Origin of the sequence: Bradyrhizobium sp. 23, assembly GCF_023073295.1 — a bacterium.
GTDB classification, from domain to species: Bacteria; Pseudomonadota; Alphaproteobacteria; order Rhizobiales; family Xanthobacteraceae; genus Bradyrhizobium; species Bradyrhizobium canariense_D.
Map to the genome: position 1 here is coordinate 177,354 of NZ_JADPJF010000037.1, position 14,404 is coordinate 191,757.

Annotated in this window: 15 protein-coding genes; 1 reads left to right on the plus strand and 14 read right to left on the minus strand. The window is 63.6% G+C overall.

Annotated elements, in window-relative coordinates:
• Positions 1–7: 7 nt before the first annotated feature.
• The 9 genes from IVB32_RS06845 to IVB32_RS06885 all read right to left on the minus strand — a co-directional run bounded on the left by IVB32_RS06845 (position 8) and on the right by IVB32_RS06885 (position 8,131).
• Positions 8–1,180 (minus strand): phosphoserine transaminase, encoded by a 1,173-nt coding sequence (locus IVB32_RS06845; RefSeq protein WP_247296226.1) that lies wholly within the window; start codon positions 1,178–1,180, stop codon positions 8–10.
• Positions 1,181–1,259: 79 nt separating this feature from the next.
• The gene (locus IVB32_RS06850) at positions 1,260–1,451 is read right to left on the minus strand and encodes a hypothetical protein (protein ID WP_240543165.1); all 192 of its coding nucleotides are present in this window, start codon (positions 1,449–1,451) and stop codon (positions 1,260–1,262) included.
• Positions 1,452–1,622: 171 nt separating this feature from the next.
• On the minus strand, positions 1,623–2,087 hold the full coding sequence (locus tag IVB32_RS06855) for a GNAT family N-acetyltransferase (protein ID WP_018453559.1): 465 nt from the start codon (positions 2,085–2,087) through the stop codon (positions 1,623–1,625).
• 25 nt (positions 2,088–2,112) lie between these two features.
• Positions 2,113–2,703, minus strand: coding sequence for a glutathione S-transferase family protein (locus IVB32_RS06860; RefSeq protein ID WP_018453558.1), 591 nt, complete (start codon positions 2,701–2,703; stop codon positions 2,113–2,115).
• A gap of 68 nt (positions 2,704–2,771) precedes the next feature.
• On the minus strand, positions 2,772–3,662 hold the full coding sequence (locus IVB32_RS06865; RefSeq protein ID WP_240544152.1) for an outer membrane beta-barrel protein: 891 nt from the start codon (positions 3,660–3,662) through the stop codon (positions 2,772–2,774).
• A 155-nt stretch (positions 3,663–3,817) separates the two neighbouring features.
• The gene (locus IVB32_RS06870) at positions 3,818–4,663 is read right to left on the minus strand and encodes an outer membrane beta-barrel protein (protein ID WP_240543166.1); all 846 of its coding nucleotides are present in this window, start codon (positions 4,661–4,663) and stop codon (positions 3,818–3,820) included.
• Positions 4,664–4,898: 235 nt separating this feature from the next.
• Entirely contained in the window at positions 4,899–6,149 is a 1,251-nt protein-coding gene (locus IVB32_RS06875; protein ID WP_247410033.1) for an MFS transporter, read from the minus strand.
• 251 nt (positions 6,150–6,400) lie between these two features.
• Positions 6,401–7,744 carry a phosphoglucosamine mutase gene (glmM, locus tag IVB32_RS06880; RefSeq protein WP_018453554.1) on the minus strand — a complete coding sequence of 448 codons (1,344 nt, stop codon included), beginning with the start codon at positions 7,742–7,744 and terminating at the stop codon, positions 6,401–6,403.
• A gap of 219 nt (positions 7,745–7,963) precedes the next feature.
• Entirely contained in the window at positions 7,964–8,131 is a 168-nt protein-coding gene (locus tag IVB32_RS06885; protein WP_018453553.1) for a hypothetical protein, read from the minus strand.
• 134 nt (positions 8,132–8,265) lie between these two features.
• Between IVB32_RS06885 and IVB32_RS06890 the strand changes: the two genes are divergently transcribed.
• Positions 8,266–9,402: an alpha-hydroxy acid oxidase gene (locus tag IVB32_RS06890; RefSeq protein WP_018453552.1), complete on the plus strand. Its 1,137-nt coding sequence runs from the start codon at positions 8,266–8,268 to the stop codon at positions 9,400–9,402.
• 116 nt (positions 9,403–9,518) lie between these two features.
• Here IVB32_RS06890 and IVB32_RS06895 read toward each other — a convergent pair whose 3' ends face one another.
• The 5 genes from IVB32_RS06895 to IVB32_RS06915 form a co-directional block, all read right to left on the minus strand.
• Positions 9,519–10,142 carry a hypothetical protein gene (locus tag IVB32_RS06895; RefSeq protein WP_026232553.1) on the minus strand — a complete coding sequence of 208 codons (624 nt, stop codon included), beginning with the start codon at positions 10,140–10,142 and terminating at the stop codon, positions 9,519–9,521.
• A 15-nt stretch (positions 10,143–10,157) separates the two neighbouring features.
• Positions 10,158–10,784, minus strand: coding sequence for a hypothetical protein (locus IVB32_RS06900; RefSeq protein WP_247410034.1), 627 nt, complete (start codon positions 10,782–10,784; stop codon positions 10,158–10,160).
• 66 nt (positions 10,785–10,850) lie between these two features.
• Positions 10,851–11,684 (minus strand): shikimate dehydrogenase, encoded by an 834-nt coding sequence (locus IVB32_RS06905; protein WP_204512354.1) that lies wholly within the window; start codon positions 11,682–11,684, stop codon positions 10,851–10,853.
• Between the two features lie 94 nt (positions 11,685–11,778).
• On the minus strand, positions 11,779–13,533 hold the full coding sequence (locus IVB32_RS06910; RefSeq protein ID WP_247369020.1) for a SulP family inorganic anion transporter: 1,755 nt from the start codon (positions 13,531–13,533) through the stop codon (positions 11,779–11,781).
• A 109-nt stretch (positions 13,534–13,642) separates the two neighbouring features.
• Positions 13,643–13,915 carry a helix-turn-helix transcriptional regulator gene (locus tag IVB32_RS06915; RefSeq protein ID WP_007614761.1) on the minus strand — a complete coding sequence of 91 codons (273 nt, stop codon included), beginning with the start codon at positions 13,913–13,915 and terminating at the stop codon, positions 13,643–13,645.
• Positions 13,916–14,404 lie beyond the last annotated feature (489 nt).

Below are 14,404 nucleotides of genomic sequence, written 5' to 3' on the forward strand. Positions count from 1 at the left end.
GTAAAAACTACGCCGCCTTGGCGAGCGCGGCCTTGGTCTCGGCGAAGGCCCAGTCGATCCACTGGGTCAGCAGCGCGACATCACTGGCCTCGACGGTGGCGCCGCACCAGATACGCAGGCCGGCGGGCGCATCGCGATAGTAGGCGAAGTCGTAGCCCGCGCCCTCTTTCTCGACCAGCGCCACCAGCTTCTTGCTGAACTCGGCCTGCGCGTCCTCGGAGAGTGAGGTGATCGCGGGATCGGTGAACTTCAGGCACACCGAAGTGTTGGAGCGGATTGCGGCGTCCTTGGCGAGGAAGTCGATCCAGGGCGTCTTAGCCTTCCAGTCGGCGAGCACCTTGGTGTTGGCGTCGGCGCGCGCGATCAACGCCTTCAGGCCGCCGATCGACTTGGCCCAGTTCAGTGCGTCGAGATAATCCTCGACGCAGAGCATCGACGGCGTGTTGATGGTCTCGCCGACGAAAATGCCTTCGTTGATCTTGCCGCCCTTGGTCATGCGGAAAATCTTCGGCAGCGGCCAGGCCGGCTTGTAGGTTTCGAGCCGCTCCACCGCGCGGGGCGACAGGATCAGCATGCCATGCGCGGCTTCGCCGCCGAGCGCCTTCTGCCAGGAGAAGGTGACGACGTCGAGCTTGGCCCAGTCGAGGGGTTGCGCGAACGCGGCCGAGGTGGCGTCGCAGATGGTCAGGCCTTCGCGGGTCGCGCTGATCCAGTCGGCGTTCGGCACGCGCACGCCCGAGGTGGTGCCGTTCCAGGTGAAGACGACGTCGGACTTCGGATCGACCTTGGAGAGGTCGGGGATCTCACCGTAAGCCGCGTTGAGCTTGGTGACGTCCTTGAGCTTCAATTCCTTGACGATGTCGCTGACCCAGCCCTCGCCAAAGGATTCCCAGGCGAGCGTGGTGACGGGCCGCGCACCCAGCATCGACCACAGCGCCATCTCGACCGCGCCGGTATCGGAGGCCGGCACGATGCCGATGCGATAATCAGCGGGCACTTCGAGCACTTCGCGCGTCAAATCGATCGCTAGCTTGAGCTTGGTCTTGCCGACCTTCGCGCGATGCGAACGGCCGAGCGCTGCGTCCTTGAGATTTTGGGCATTCCATCCGGGGCGCTTGGCGCAGGGGCCGGAGGAAAAATGCGGCATGTTCGGCCGCGAAGCGGGCTTCGCTACAGTCATCGTCTACCCTTCCAGATAGTAAGCCTCCCGTTGGGGGGAGGTGTCCCGCCGCGGCTGATACGGGAATCGGGAAGACCAGTCAAGGAAGTTCCGGCGCCTCACGCGCGGGTGATGGCGCCTCCGGTGCGATCTTGGGGGAATCGACCACCGCCAGCGCGTTCAGCAAGCCCGTGGCATCGCTGATCAATTGCGCGGCGCGGCGGCGGCTGCCGACTTTCAAAATGCATTTGTCATTGGCCTGCACGACGTAGTCGTTGCCGACCTTGATCATCGAATAGCTTGTCATCGAAATCCCCGAACCGATCGAGCCCGGTTTCGACGTCCCGTAGCACCGTTCGTTCCTTCACCAACGTGAACGCCGTGACGGTGGTTTATCAGCTCTTAATATGAACGTACGCGCGATCCGATTTCGCTGATCGCGCAAGGCTCATAGCGTGCTGCGTCAAAAGCGGACAGTCATGCCGACGTGACTCGCCGTGAACCCAAGCCGCTTGTAGAAGCGCTGCGCATCTGTTCGCGTCTGATGCGTCAGCAGTTCGACGAGATTGCAACCGCGCGCTTTCGCTTCCGTCACCGCCCATTGCACCAATTGCTCGCCGATGCCGCGGCTGCGGCAATCGGAAGCGACGCGGACGTCTTCGAGCAGACCGCGCAAGCCGCCTTGCGAGCTGAGACCCGGCAGGATCGCGAGCTGCAGGCAGCCGACCACCCTGCCCTCACTCTCGACAACCACAAGCTGGATATTTTGATCGCGCTCGACCCGCGCGAATGCCTCGTAATAGGACGCATGCAACGGGTCTTCCACGCGCTCGCGTGCGCTCCCGAGATGATCGTCGGCGAGCATCGTCACGATCGCAGCAACATCTTCGCGGCGCGCGGGACGAATGGAGACAGATTCGGCGTTCATAAAGTTACTCCTGCCTCAAGCGCGCCTAACGCACCTTGGGTAGCCCGAGAAAGGTCTCGGCTTCGCCGATCCAGCGGCGGATGGCGGCATAGCGACCGAGATCGAAGCCGCCTTCATGCGCGACGCGCGTATAGGCAAGCAGCGAGACGTCGGCAAGCGAAACGTCATCACCGGCGAAGAAGCGGTTTGCCGCCAGATGCTGCTCCATGCGATCGAGCGCCGCGTAGCCGCGCTTGACCTTTTCAGGATCGAGCTCGGAGGCGTCCTTGCCGAGATAGACGAGCTGGAAGCGGCACACCGCGATATAGGGCTCGTGGCTGTATTGTTCCCAGAACAGCCATTCGTCCATCTTGGCGGCAGTGAAGGCGTCGCCCGGAATGAGCGCACTGTCGCGCGCGAGATAGCGGATGATGGCATTGGACTGCGCCAGCGTGCGACCGTCGTCGAAAGCGACGGTGGGCACCTGGCCGGCACCGTTCATCTGGAGGAATTGCGGCGTACGGGTCTCGCCCTTGCGGGTGTCGATCTCGATCCACTCGTAGAGCACCGCGAGCTTGTCGCAGACCCACTTCACCTTCAGACAATTGCCGGAATTGCTATCGCCGTAGATCCGCATCGGTGCCCCCGCGCATTCGGCGACAGAGCATCAGGACGGAAGGAATCTGTCAACAGGAAGCGGGCGACTCAGAACTGGTAGCCAATGCCGACGCGGAAGTTATTCAGGCCGACAGTGATGTCCTTCACGTCCGAGAAGCCGACATGCTCCCATTCGCCGCGAACCAGGATGTTGTTGCAGATCGCGTACTCGACACCGATACCGGCCGTCCATCCGTACATGAAGCTGTTGGTGCGCAGCTCAGTCTTGTTAAACGTACCCGTGTCAATCGTGTCCTGTCGATGGATCGTCGCCGTAACACCGCCCAGGACAATCGACTCGTCATAGTCGTCATGCTTGATGTAGGACACCGTCGCGAATCGCGAAACTTCAGCGCGCCCAATCGCCAGACCGGCGAAGGCATAGGGCATGAAGTCGCCGCCGTCCCAACCGACCCGACCGCGGAAGGTGGCGTAATCCTTCAGCTTTAGCGCAGCACCACCACCGAGTGAAGTGACGTAGGTATAGGTATGGCCCGTTGGCGCCGTCTCACCGTCGAGAATGCGTGTCATGGAATCACTTGCCGAGCTCGATATATTCTTCATGTAGCTGTAATTGGCCTCGACGCCGAACACTGCATCGTAGAGCTGCCAATTGCGGCCGACATAGGCGCCAAACCCGGTCGACTGCACGTGGTTACTCGGCAGCAGCGACCAGCCGCCGACTGGCGCCTCAAGGATGCTGTTGCGAAGCATGAAGTCGGTCATCGTCTTCGGAGCATGACTGAAATCAACATCGGTCGTGGCAAACCCGAACTGGCCGCCAACATAAAAACCGTCCCAGTTGTGGGACGTCTTTGACAGCCCGTCGGTGAAGCTGCCTCGGAGGATGGGAAGATCGGAGAGATCGGCCGCGTGCGCCGCAGAGACCGTCCCCAACATCGCCACCGCCAACAAAAGCCTACGCATCGAACGCTCCATCGAACTCGAACTTTCGCTCGTGATCATGGCCCGTTAACCTTAACCAATGGTTGCGCCGGAGGCTTTCGTCGCCGCCCGCCATGAAAAATACGCAAAGCAAAACGGCGCGGGATGATCCCGCGCCGTTAAGAGAGATTAAGCGATGAGGCTGACGATCAGCCCTTGGTGACGAGCGGCGGCATGTAGGCCGGCGGGCTGTCGAGATTCCAGCGCACGCCGAGCTTCAGGTCGTGCGAGGTAATGTCCTTGAACTTGAAAACGTTGCCGGTGGTTGCCCCGGTGTAGGTCGACAAGACACCGGTTTGCCCCTCACCCATATCGACATAGCTGTAGGCCAGTTCGAGAACGAGGTTGGGATTGACCTTGTACGCGAGACCCGCATGGGCAGCCCACGCCAGGTTCCACTTCGAACCGGCTGGTGCGCTCGAGAAGCTCGCCGTCGAGAACGCAAGATCGTTGATGCCGGTATCGGTAAAGTTCGAGATGGAGACGCGTGCGCCGCCAACGCCGGCACCGATGAACGGCGTGATGCACCACCAGGTGCCCAGGTCGACATACGCGTTCGCCAAGACCAGCCATTCGGACTTGGATGCGCTGTAATTATCGATCCCGCTGTAGGGCACGCCGCCCGCGGTTCCGGTGAAACGATCCGTTCCCTTGAAATTCGAATTGCCGCGATACTGCCCGGTCACGTCCGCGCGGAACCAATTGTTGAACCGGTAACCCGCGCCGAGGCCAAAGATGCCGGCGGTGTCGAACGACGACTGCTGATTGAACGAGGTGAGCTGCGAATAGGCGGACTCGCGACCGTAGTGGAGATCGCTCGTCTTCTGATTGCTGAAGCCGACGTCGCCGCGCAGGTACCAGCCACCGAAGTCGGCGGGCGGAGCCGGGGGCGCGTACATCGGAGGGGGCGCCGCGATCGGCATGTCGGCGGCGAACGCCATCGAGGAGATCAGGGTTGCCGCACCCGCGGCAAGGAGAGACTTAACGCTACGCATTGGCTTCGTCCTTTTGGCCGGTGAGGCAATACGGCGCCTCACGTTCTGGAAACTCACGGCCCGGACGATGCCAGCAAATGCTTAAGCGCCACTTAACCCTAATTTTTAAGGTTGATTTTTTCTCAACTCGCACGCGCGGGCGTCGCGAGCGTTGCAAAAATGCAGCGCCAAATGCGACGCCGTCGCCGCATTTCCTAACGATGTATGAAGCCGCGTTGCAGCAAGTCAGGATATGTTAACGCGCGTGCCGCGGCAGCTTGGGCAGGAATACCGCAAGCAGGCCGATCGCCGGCAGATAGGCGCAAACCTGGTAGACGAACGCGATCGAGGTGTGGTCGGCGAGCTTGCCGAGCACGGCGGCGCCCAGGCCGCCGATGCCGAAGGCGACACCGAAGAATACGCCGGAGATCATGCCGAAGCGGTGCGGTACCAGCTCCTGCGCGAACACGATGATCGACGACGTCGTCGAGGAGATGATCAGGCCGATGAGCACGGACAGCACCGCGCTCGCATAGAGCCCGGCATAGGGCAGCGCCAGCGTGAACGGCAGCGCCCCCAGGATCGAGATCCAGATCACGATCTTGCGGCCGAAGCGATCGCCCAGGGGACCACCGAGAAAAGCGCCGACCGCGTTCGCTGCGAGGAAAATGAAGAGATACATCTGCGCGGCTTGCGTCGATACGCCGAAGCGGTCGATCAGATAGAAGATGTAGTAGCTCGACAGGCTCGAGACGTAGAGCTGCTTCGAGAACAGCAGCGCGACCAGCACGAGGAGCGCAACGACGACGCGACGCGAATTCGGCGCGTCGGGATGGGCTTGATCCACCACCGCCTTCTTCGCCTTGATCTGCGGTTCGTACCAGCGGCCGATGCGCCAGAGGATGAGGATCGCGAGGAAGGCGATCGAGGAGAACCAGGCGATGCTGCCCTGCCCGAACGGCACGACGATGAGCGCGGCGAGCACCGGTCCCATCGAGGTGCCAAAACTGCCGCCGAGCTGGAACACCGATTGCGCAAAACCGTAACGGCCGCCGGAGGCGAGCCGCGCGATGCGCGCCGACTCCGGGTGAAACACCGCCGAGCCGAGGCCGACCAGAGCGGCGGCGACGAGGATGACCAGATATTGGTGGGCGGCACTGAGCAGCAACAGACCGAAGAAGGTCGAGGCCATGCCGATCGACAGCGAATAGGGCTGCGCCTTCTTGTCGGTGTAGTGGTAGACCACCGGCTGGAGCAGCGAGGCCGTGAACTGGAAGGCCAGCGTGATCATGCCGATCTGCGCGAAGTCGAGCGCGTAGGTGTCCTTCAGGATCGGATACACCGAAGCGATCAGCGACTGCATGGTGTCGTTGAGGAAGTGCGAGAAGCTGATGCCGGCCAGCACGACATAGGCCGGCCCCGCGGCACTTTTGGCGCCGGGTGCGACGTCGCTGACGAGGACGGGCTCCGTCAGTGTTTCCTCTGAGACGACGACAGGCTTGTTCACTGGAGCATCCCGGCGGGCGCGGCAGATTGCCGCGACAAGCTAGTTACGATGCGCGCGGCGACCGATCCACCGCCAAACGCCCATGGCTGGAATGCGCTTCGCCAGATTTCGCGGCCAAACTGCGGCCTGCATGGTTCGAGACGCCCGCCTGTGGCGGGCTCCTCACCATGAGGGTCTACGTCTTCGCCTGGAAACAAAACCTCATCCTGAGGAGCCCGCGAAAGCGGGCATCTCGAAGGATGGCTGCGAGTTCAGGCCGCGGCGTTCCCGAGCGCCGAGACGATGGTATCGACGACGTCCTCGACCAGGATGCGATCCTCGCCCTCGCCCATGACGCGGATCACCGGCTCGGTGCCGGAGGAGCGGATCAGCAGGCGGCCGTGGCCGTTGAGCCGCTGCTCGCCGTCGGAGATCGCCGATTTGACGTCGGAATTGTCGAGCGGCTTGCCGCCCTTGTGACGGACGTTCTTCAGGATCTGCGGCAGCGGATCGAAACGGTGGCAGACTTCCGACACCGGCCGGCGCAGCTTCTGCACCACGGCAAGCACCTGCAATGCGGCCACGAAGCCGTCCCCGGTGGTGGCGTAGTCGGACAGGATGATGTGGCCGGACTGCTCGCCACCGAGATTGTAGCCGCCGTTCAGCATCTGCTCGAGCACGTAGCGATCGCCGACCGGCGTGCGCACGAGATCGAGCCCCTGCGCATTAAGGAAGCGCTCGAGCCCGAGGTTCGACATCACGGTGGCGACGATGCCCGATCGCGACAGCCGACCGTCTTCCTTCCAGCTCTGCGCGATAACCGCGAGCAGCTGGTCGCCGTCGACGATGTGGCCGCGCTCGTCGACCAGGATGACGCGATCGGCGTCACCGTCGAGCGCGATACCGATGTCGGCGCGCATCTCGCGCACCTTCTTCGACAGCGCTTCCGGCGAGGTGGAGCCGCATTCCTTGTTGATGTTGAAACCGTCGGGCTCGACCCCGATCGGGATCACGTCGGCGCCCAGCTCCCACAGCGCTTCCGGCACCACCTTGTAGGCGGCGCCATTGGCGCAATCGACCACGACGCGCAGGCCGTCGAGTGACAGATCGCGCGGCAGCGTGCGCTTGGCGAATTCGATGTAGCGGTCATGCACGCCGTCGATGCGGCGGGCGCGGCCGAGACTGGCGCTCTGGGCGAGACGCTTGTCGATGGGCTCATCGAGCAGCTGCTCGATCTGCTTCTCGACGTCGTCGGAGAGCTTGAAGCCCTGCGGCCCGAACAGCTTGATGCCGTTGTCCTCGAACAGATTATGCGAGGCGGAGATCATCACGCCGAGATCGGCGCGCATCGACTTGGTCAGCATCGCGACCGCGGGCGTCGGCATCGGGCCGACCAGCAGCACGTCCATGCCGACCGAAGTGAAGCCCGCGACCATCGCGTATTCGATCATGTAGCCGGACAGGCGGGTGTCCTTGCCGATCACGACCCTGTGGCGGTGGTCACCGCGCTGAAACGCCAGGCCTGCGGCCTGGCCGACCTTGAGCGCGAGCTCCGGCGTGATCAGTCCGTTGGCGCGGCCCCGGATCCCGTCCGTCCCGAAATATTTGCGGCTCATATCGTCCCCCACGCAACAACCAGGGATCCCCAGCGCAACCTCCGGGTGCCCAAGCGGGACCCGCATCCCTGATTTGCTGAGGTCTTATAGAGCCATCACGGCTAACTTGGCTTCAAAAAATATGATGAATCATTACGGAACCGGGCGGCTCCCGGCCCCGATAACGTCTTGTTAACATTATATTCCGTTGAAGATACTGGAACAGGGCGGAACCGGCACCTAGTCCGAGCGCTTCACATGGCCGTCGGCGCGGCTCGGCGCCGGCTGGGTGACACTGACGGGATCGGAGCCCGGAAAGGTCTCTTCCAGACCCTCCTCCAGCGCTTCCTCGAGATCATGCTTCTCCTTGATCTCCTCCGGCGTCGGTCCGGTGTGCGGCCTGGTCATGGCGCCCTCCTCTCCACAAAGGATTTGCAAACGATTTGGCTGTGCATCCAACCATGCTAGATGACCCCTCGATCTTCCGATGCAAGAGTCTTCCCATACAAGACTCTTCCGACAAGACGGGCCGGGAAACGTTCATGAAGCACATCACCTGTATCGACGATCTTCGCACACTGCATCAGCGCCGCGTGCCGAAGGCGTTCTTCGATTATTGCGACCGCGGCTCCTACGCCGAGGAAACGCTGCGCGCCAACCGCGAAGACATGCAGGCGATCAAGTTCCGCCAGCGCATTCTGGTCGACGTCTCCAAACGCGACACCGCGACCACGATCCTCGGCGAGCCCTCGACCATGCCGCTAATCCTCGCGCCGGTGGGCCTGCTCGGCATGCAGCATGGCGATGGCGAGATCCATGCCTGCCGTGCCGCGCAAGCGGCCGGTATCCCGTTCACGCAGTCGACGATGTCGATCTGCTCGATCGAGGACATCGCGGCCAATGTCGAGAAGCCGTTCTGGTTCCAGCTCTACGTGATGAAGGACCGCGGCTTCATCAAGGAGTTGATCCAGCGCGCGATCGCGGCGAAATGCTCCGCGCTGGTGCTGACCGTCGATCTCCAGGTCATCGGCCAGCGCCACCAGGACATCAAGAACGGCATGACGATCCCCCCCGAGTGGACGATGTCTAAATTTCTGGATTTCGCCACAAAGCCCGCGTGGGTCTCCGGCGTGCTGCGGGGCAAGCGCCGTACCTTCGGCAACATCGCCGGCCACGTGAAGAACACCGAGGACCTCAATCGCCTCGCCGAATGGACCGCCTCGCAGTTCGACACGTCGTTGAACTGGAAGGACGTCGAGTGGGTCCGCAGCATCTGGCCGGGCAAGCTGATCATCAAGGGCATTCTGGACGTCGAGGACGCCGAGGAAGCCGCCAAGACCGGCGCGCAGGCTCTCGTCGTCTCGAACCATGGCGGCCGTCAGCTCGACGGCGCGCCGTCATCGATCGAGGTGCTGCCCGAGATCGCCGAGGCGGTCGGTGACAGGATGGAGATCATGTTCGACGGCGGCATCCGCTCCGGCCAGGACGTGATGCGCGCGCTCGCGCTCGGCGCGAAGTCCTGCATGATCGGCCGCGCCTACGCCTATGGCCTTGGCGCCGGCGGCCAGGCCGGCGTCGCCAAGGCGATCGACATCATCCAGAAGGAGCTGCTCACCACCATGGGCCTGTGCGGCGTCAACCGGATTGACGAAATCGACGAACATATCATCGCGATGTGAACCGCAGCGGCAGTGCCGTAGGGCGGGCAAAGCGAAGCGTGCCCACCAATTCGCAAATCGTAGGGTGGGCACGGCGCTTCGCGCCTTTGCCCACCCTAAGATTTCAGCGTTCGCCCTCACATCGGCGGCGTCACCCCGTCGCGGCCGACATTCACCCGGTTGGCCTCAAGCGAACCATCGTCCTTCTTCACCGCGCCGAAAATGATCAGCTTGGCGCCGGGCTTGAGCTCGGATTTGTCGCTGGCGACGAAGGTGACGATCGGCGTGTCCGGCGGCACCACGACTTTCTTCTCGCCGTCCTTGTACTTGACCGTGATGTTCTGGCCGTCGGTGCCCTTCACCGTCTGCGCCACGGTGGCGTTGGTCATGGTCGAGTTGGCGCGCGCGTCCCAGGGACGAAAACCTTCGGCCGCGCCGCGCTGGTTTTCGGGGAAGATGTGCACCGCGATCGCCTTCTGGGTGCCGTCGGGCTCGGGCAGGCCGGTGACGCCGATATAGGAGCCGTCCTTGATCTCCGACAACGACGTCTTCACCACCGCGAAGACGGCGACGTTGTCGGTCATGCGCACCTTCACGTCGGTTCCTTCGCGGGTCTTGATGCCGAGCGTGTTGCCGTCGACGCTCTCGATGGTGCCGCGGATGCGGACCGTCGGCGTCTGCTGCGCCAGGGCGGATGACGTGACGATGCAGGCGGCGAACGCGGCCACGCCGAGGCGTGATATCCAGGTTCTCTTCGACATGTTGTTATTCTCCATTTACATCGGCGGCGTCAGGCCGTCGCGGCCGACGCTGACGCGGTTGGTTTCGAATGAGCCGTCCGGCAGCTGCTTCATGAAGGCGATCACCTTGGCGCCGGCCTTCAGATCGGATCTGTCGCCGGGGACAAAGATCACCACCGGCGTATTGTCGGCGACGAACACCTTCTTCTCGCCGTCCTTGTACTTGACCAGCAGCGTATGGCCGTCATTGCCGACCACGCTCTCCGACACGGTCGCATTGGTCATGCTGGAATTGGGCTTGAGGTCATAGGGTCGCGAGCCCTCGCCGGTGCCGCGCAAGCTCTCCGGAAACACGTGCACCTCGACCGCGTTCGCGCCTCCGTCCGGTCCCGGCACGGTGGTGGCGCCGACGAAGGAGCCGGGCTTGATGTCGGCAAGTGAAATCCTGGTAATGCCCGACACGTTCACGTCGGAGGCGATGTGCAGCTTGACATCCTCGCCGCTGCGCGCCTTGAGCTGCATCGTGTCGCCATTGACGCTTTCGATCGTGCCTCGCACGCGCGTCGGCACCGGCGCCCTTTGCGCAAGGGCCGAGAGGGTCGAGACGGCCACCATCGCGACGGCGATGAGCGGACGTGTGAAAGTTGCACGTTGAACAGACATGATGGTCTCCGATTGCGCCCTATTGTCCCTACGGACATAGAACTCCGGAGATTACGCGCTATTCTCTCAAGTCTTTGTGAGATCGGCCTCGACCAGCGCACGCAGCTCGGCCGTGACCTGCGGCCGCTGGCCGAACCACAGCTCGAAGCCGCGGACCGCCTGATGCAGCAGCATGCCGAGCCCGTCGGCGGTCTTCAACCCGCGCGCCTGTGCGGCCGCCAGCAGCGGCGTCACCAGCGGGACATAGACGAGATCGGCGATCACGGCGCCATCCGGCAGGCGCGCCACTTCAAGGTCGAGTGAAGGCTGACCGTGCATGCCGAGCGAGGTCGTGTTCACGAGAAGTTTTGCACGCGGCAGAATGTGGTCGATGCCATCCCACGCAACAGGATGCACCTTCGGCCCGAACTGCCTTGCAAGCATCTCGGCCCGGCCGACGGTGCGATTGGCGAGATGGACGCGCTTGATGCCGCGTTCAAGCAACCCGAACACGATGGCGCGCGAGGAGCCGCCGGCGCCGAGCACCAGCGCCTCTTCGGCTGCGTCCCAGCCGGGCGCGCTGGCATCGAGATTGCCGATAAAGCCCTCGACGTCGGTGTTGGTCGAGCGCAGCTCGCCGTCTGCAAACCAAAGCGTGTTGGCCGCACCGACCGCTCGCGCGCGGGCATCGGGCGTCGACAGCTCGAGCACGCCTTCCTTGTGCGGGATGGTGACGTTGGCGCCGACGAAGCCGCGCAGCGACAGCCGCAGGACGAAGTCACGCAAATTATCGGGTGGAACCGCCTCGATGACATAGCCGCCCTCGATCCCGAGCGTGCGCAGCCAATAACGATGGATCAGCGGCGAGCGCGAATGCGCGGCCGGCCATCCGATCAGGCAGGCTGCGGGAGCCTTGGTCACGGTCGTCCTCCCCTGGGGTGGTTTCGGAGGCGATCCATTTCGCGTCCCGCAGGCGCTGTCAAGCGCGCGGGGCCGTCTCGGGAGAGGCTCGACGTCAGGTCGTGCCCGCCTCACCACCCGCGGGCAGCGCCGCGCCGCCCTTGATGTCGGCGACCGCACGCGCGATGGTCTCGCGATAGCGCGCGCGTGGCGGCGTGACGCCATGGGTGAGCAGCGCACGGCGGACCGCAGGCGACGCCCCTGTGATGAACAGCCGGATGCCCTGGCGGTGGGCCTTGGCGGCGACGCGGCCGAGCACGTTGGCCGCGGTCGAATCCAGGAACGGCACGTCGGCGAAATCGACGATAAAACCCTTGCGCTTGTCGGCGATGCCGTCGAGCACGCTGCCGATCGCCGAGGCCGCGCCGAAGAAGAACGCGCCGGTGATGCGATAGACCAGCACGTCGCGATCGACCGCGAGTGCGGGGTCGTAAGGCACGCGCCCGCCATTATCGTCATCGGGACGATCGGCGGCCACCAGTGGCGATCGTTCCTCGATGCCCGTCATTTCCGCCATGCGATGGATGAACAGGACCGCGCCAAGCGCGAAGCCAACCAGAATGCCCTCGGTCAGATCGCGGAAGATGGTGAGCAGGAAGGTTGCGAGCAGCACGACGGCATCGCCCCATGACGAGCGCAGGAGCGTCGCGAATTCGTGCTTCTCCGCCATGGTCCAGGCCACCACGACGAGCACGGCGGCGAGCGCGGCCAGCGGGATGTAGCTCGCGAGCGGCGCTGCGATCAGCATGAACAGCAGCAGGAAAACCGAATGCAGCATGCCCGCGAGCGGCCCCCGCGCGCCGGCGCGGATGTTGGTCGCCGTGCGCGCGATCAGCCCCGTGACACAGATGCCGCCGAACACCGCCGCGCCGACATTGGCGGCACCTTGCGCCACCAGCTCGCAATTGGAGCGGTGACGGCGTCCGGTCATGCCGTCGGCCACCACCGCCGACAGCAGCGATTCGATGGCGGCGAGCAGTGCGAAGGAGATCGCATCGGGCAGCACGGCGGTCGCCTTCGCGAGCGAGAATGCAGGCAAGGCTGGCGAGGGCAGTTCCCGCGGAATGCCGCCGAAGCGCGATCCGACGGTCTCGACCGGCAGCGACAGCACGGCACATGCGACCGCCGCGAGCACGACCGCGATCAGGATACCGGGCCAGGACGGCAGCCAGCGTCGCAGGCCGGCGATGATGGCAATGCTGACGATCGCAACCGCGACGGCCGACGGATTGACGGTGTGCAGGCCCCCGGCAAGCGCGACGAGTTTCGGGACGAATTCGCTGGGCTCCTTCGCGAGGAGCGTGATCCCGCCGAGATCGCGCAGCTGGCTGGCGAAGATGATGACGGCGATGCCGGCCGTGAAGCCAACCGTCACAGGATATGGAATGAACTTGATATAGGTGCCGATCCGCAGGAAGCCCGCAGCGATCAGGAACAGGCCCGCCATCAGCGTGGCCAGGACCACGCCGTCAACCCCGTGACGGTCGGCGGTCGCCGCAACCAGCACAATGAAGGCGCCGGCCGGACCGCCGATCTGGAATCGGCTGCCGCCGAGCAGTGACGCAATGAAGCCGCCGACAACAGCGGTGTAGAGTCCGCGGTCCGGCGTCACGCCCGAAGCGATCGCGATCGCCATCGACAACGGCAACGCGACGATCGCGACCGTGAGGCCCGCGAACACATCGGCACGGAAATCCGATAAGCCATAGCCCTCGCGCCATACGGTGACGAGCTTTGGCAGATAGAGTTCGGTAAAGGTCGGCCGACGAGGCTGGTGCAGCTTGCCTGCGTGTTCGCCTGTGATGCTCATTTCAGCAAAATGCTCCGCTGCCCACAACGCTCCGATGCATCGTGCGGCCGCGTATCGGGGCGCGACGGTGCGTTAGTTAAGACTGCTCCCGAGCATGATCATTGCGGGATCATGCTCCCACCCGACGCGGCGGCCCCGGCTCCTTGAGCCGAACGCCGCGTCCGCCGCCTTCGCTGCGCGCCTGTTCGCCGATCAGCTCGACGCCGGCGCGATCAAAGGCTTCGACCACTTTCATCAAGGTCTCGACCACGCCGCGGACATTGCCGGTGCTCGCCTCCATCCGCTGAATGGTCGGCAGCGAAACGCCTGCGAGCTCCGCCAAGGCCCTCTGGTCAATGCCGAGCAGCGCACGCGCTGCCCGCATCTGGAACGACGTGATCACCTTGGCCTCACGTATGAAAGATTATAAATGATGTCTGGAGCATGCACAATGATGTAAAATACATCATAAACGACCGAACGCAAGGGGAAGCTCGCCATGCGAGCCATCCGTCTCCACCGTCATTGCGAGGAGCGAAGCGACGAAGCAATCCAGAATTCCTCCGCGGAAAGACTGGATTGCTTCCGCCTTCGCTAAAGCTTCGGCGGACAAGTCGCTGCGCTCACACTGACGGTTGGGAGGAGCAGCGTGAGTCCAACCTTCGCCACGCCCATTGTGAAGCCCGTCACCCCACCCCTCTCCCCGTAAGAACGGCGAGAGGGAGTGAGACAGTGATGCGTCCCTTACTTCGGCAGACCGATCACGCCGCGTGCTGATGCGCTGCGATGATCTGGTCGGCGGCGCGCCCCGTGACTTCGGCCATGTGGTCGAACTGGCGGGTGAAGCTGCCGGCGCCTGCCGTGGCCGAGCGCAACTCAACGATCAATTCGC

Excerpts from the sequence above, each read along its gene's own strand:
- IVB32_RS06845 (WP_247296226.1), bottom strand. The coding sequence starts at position 1,180 with ATGACTGTAGCGAAGCCCGCTTCGCGGCCGAACATGCCGCATTTTTCC.
- IVB32_RS06850 (WP_240543165.1), bottom strand. The coding sequence starts at position 1,451 with ATGATCAAGGTCGGCAACGACTACGTCGTGCAGGCCAATGACAAATGC.
- IVB32_RS06855 (WP_018453559.1), bottom strand. The coding sequence starts at position 2,087 with ATGAACGCCGAATCTGTCTCCATTCGTCCCGCGCGCCGCGAAGATGTT.
- IVB32_RS06860 (WP_018453558.1), bottom strand. The coding sequence starts at position 2,703 with ATGCGGATCTACGGCGATAGCAATTCCGGCAATTGTCTGAAGGTGAAG.
- IVB32_RS06865 (WP_240544152.1), bottom strand. The coding sequence starts at position 3,662 with ATGGAGCGTTCGATGCGTAGGCTTTTGTTGGCGGTGGCGATGTTGGGG.
- IVB32_RS06870 (WP_240543166.1), bottom strand. The coding sequence starts at position 4,663 with ATGCGTAGCGTTAAGTCTCTCCTTGCCGCGGGTGCGGCAACCCTGATC.
- glmM (WP_018453554.1), bottom strand. The coding sequence starts at position 7,744 with ATGAGCCGCAAATATTTCGGGACGGACGGGATCCGGGGCCGCGCCAAC.
- IVB32_RS06885 (WP_018453553.1), bottom strand. The coding sequence starts at position 8,131 with ATGACCAGGCCGCACACCGGACCGACGCCGGAGGAGATCAAGGAGAAG.
- IVB32_RS06890 (WP_018453552.1), top strand. The coding sequence starts at position 8,266 with ATGAAGCACATCACCTGTATCGACGATCTTCGCACACTGCATCAGCGC.
- IVB32_RS06895 (WP_026232553.1), bottom strand. The coding sequence starts at position 10,142 with ATGTCGAAGAGAACCTGGATATCACGCCTCGGCGTGGCCGCGTTCGCC.
- IVB32_RS06900 (WP_247410034.1), bottom strand. The coding sequence starts at position 10,784 with ATGTCTGTTCAACGTGCAACTTTCACACGTCCGCTCATCGCCGTCGCG.
- IVB32_RS06910 (WP_247369020.1), bottom strand. The coding sequence starts at position 13,533 with ATGAGCATCACAGGCGAACACGCAGGCAAGCTGCACCAGCCTCGTCGG.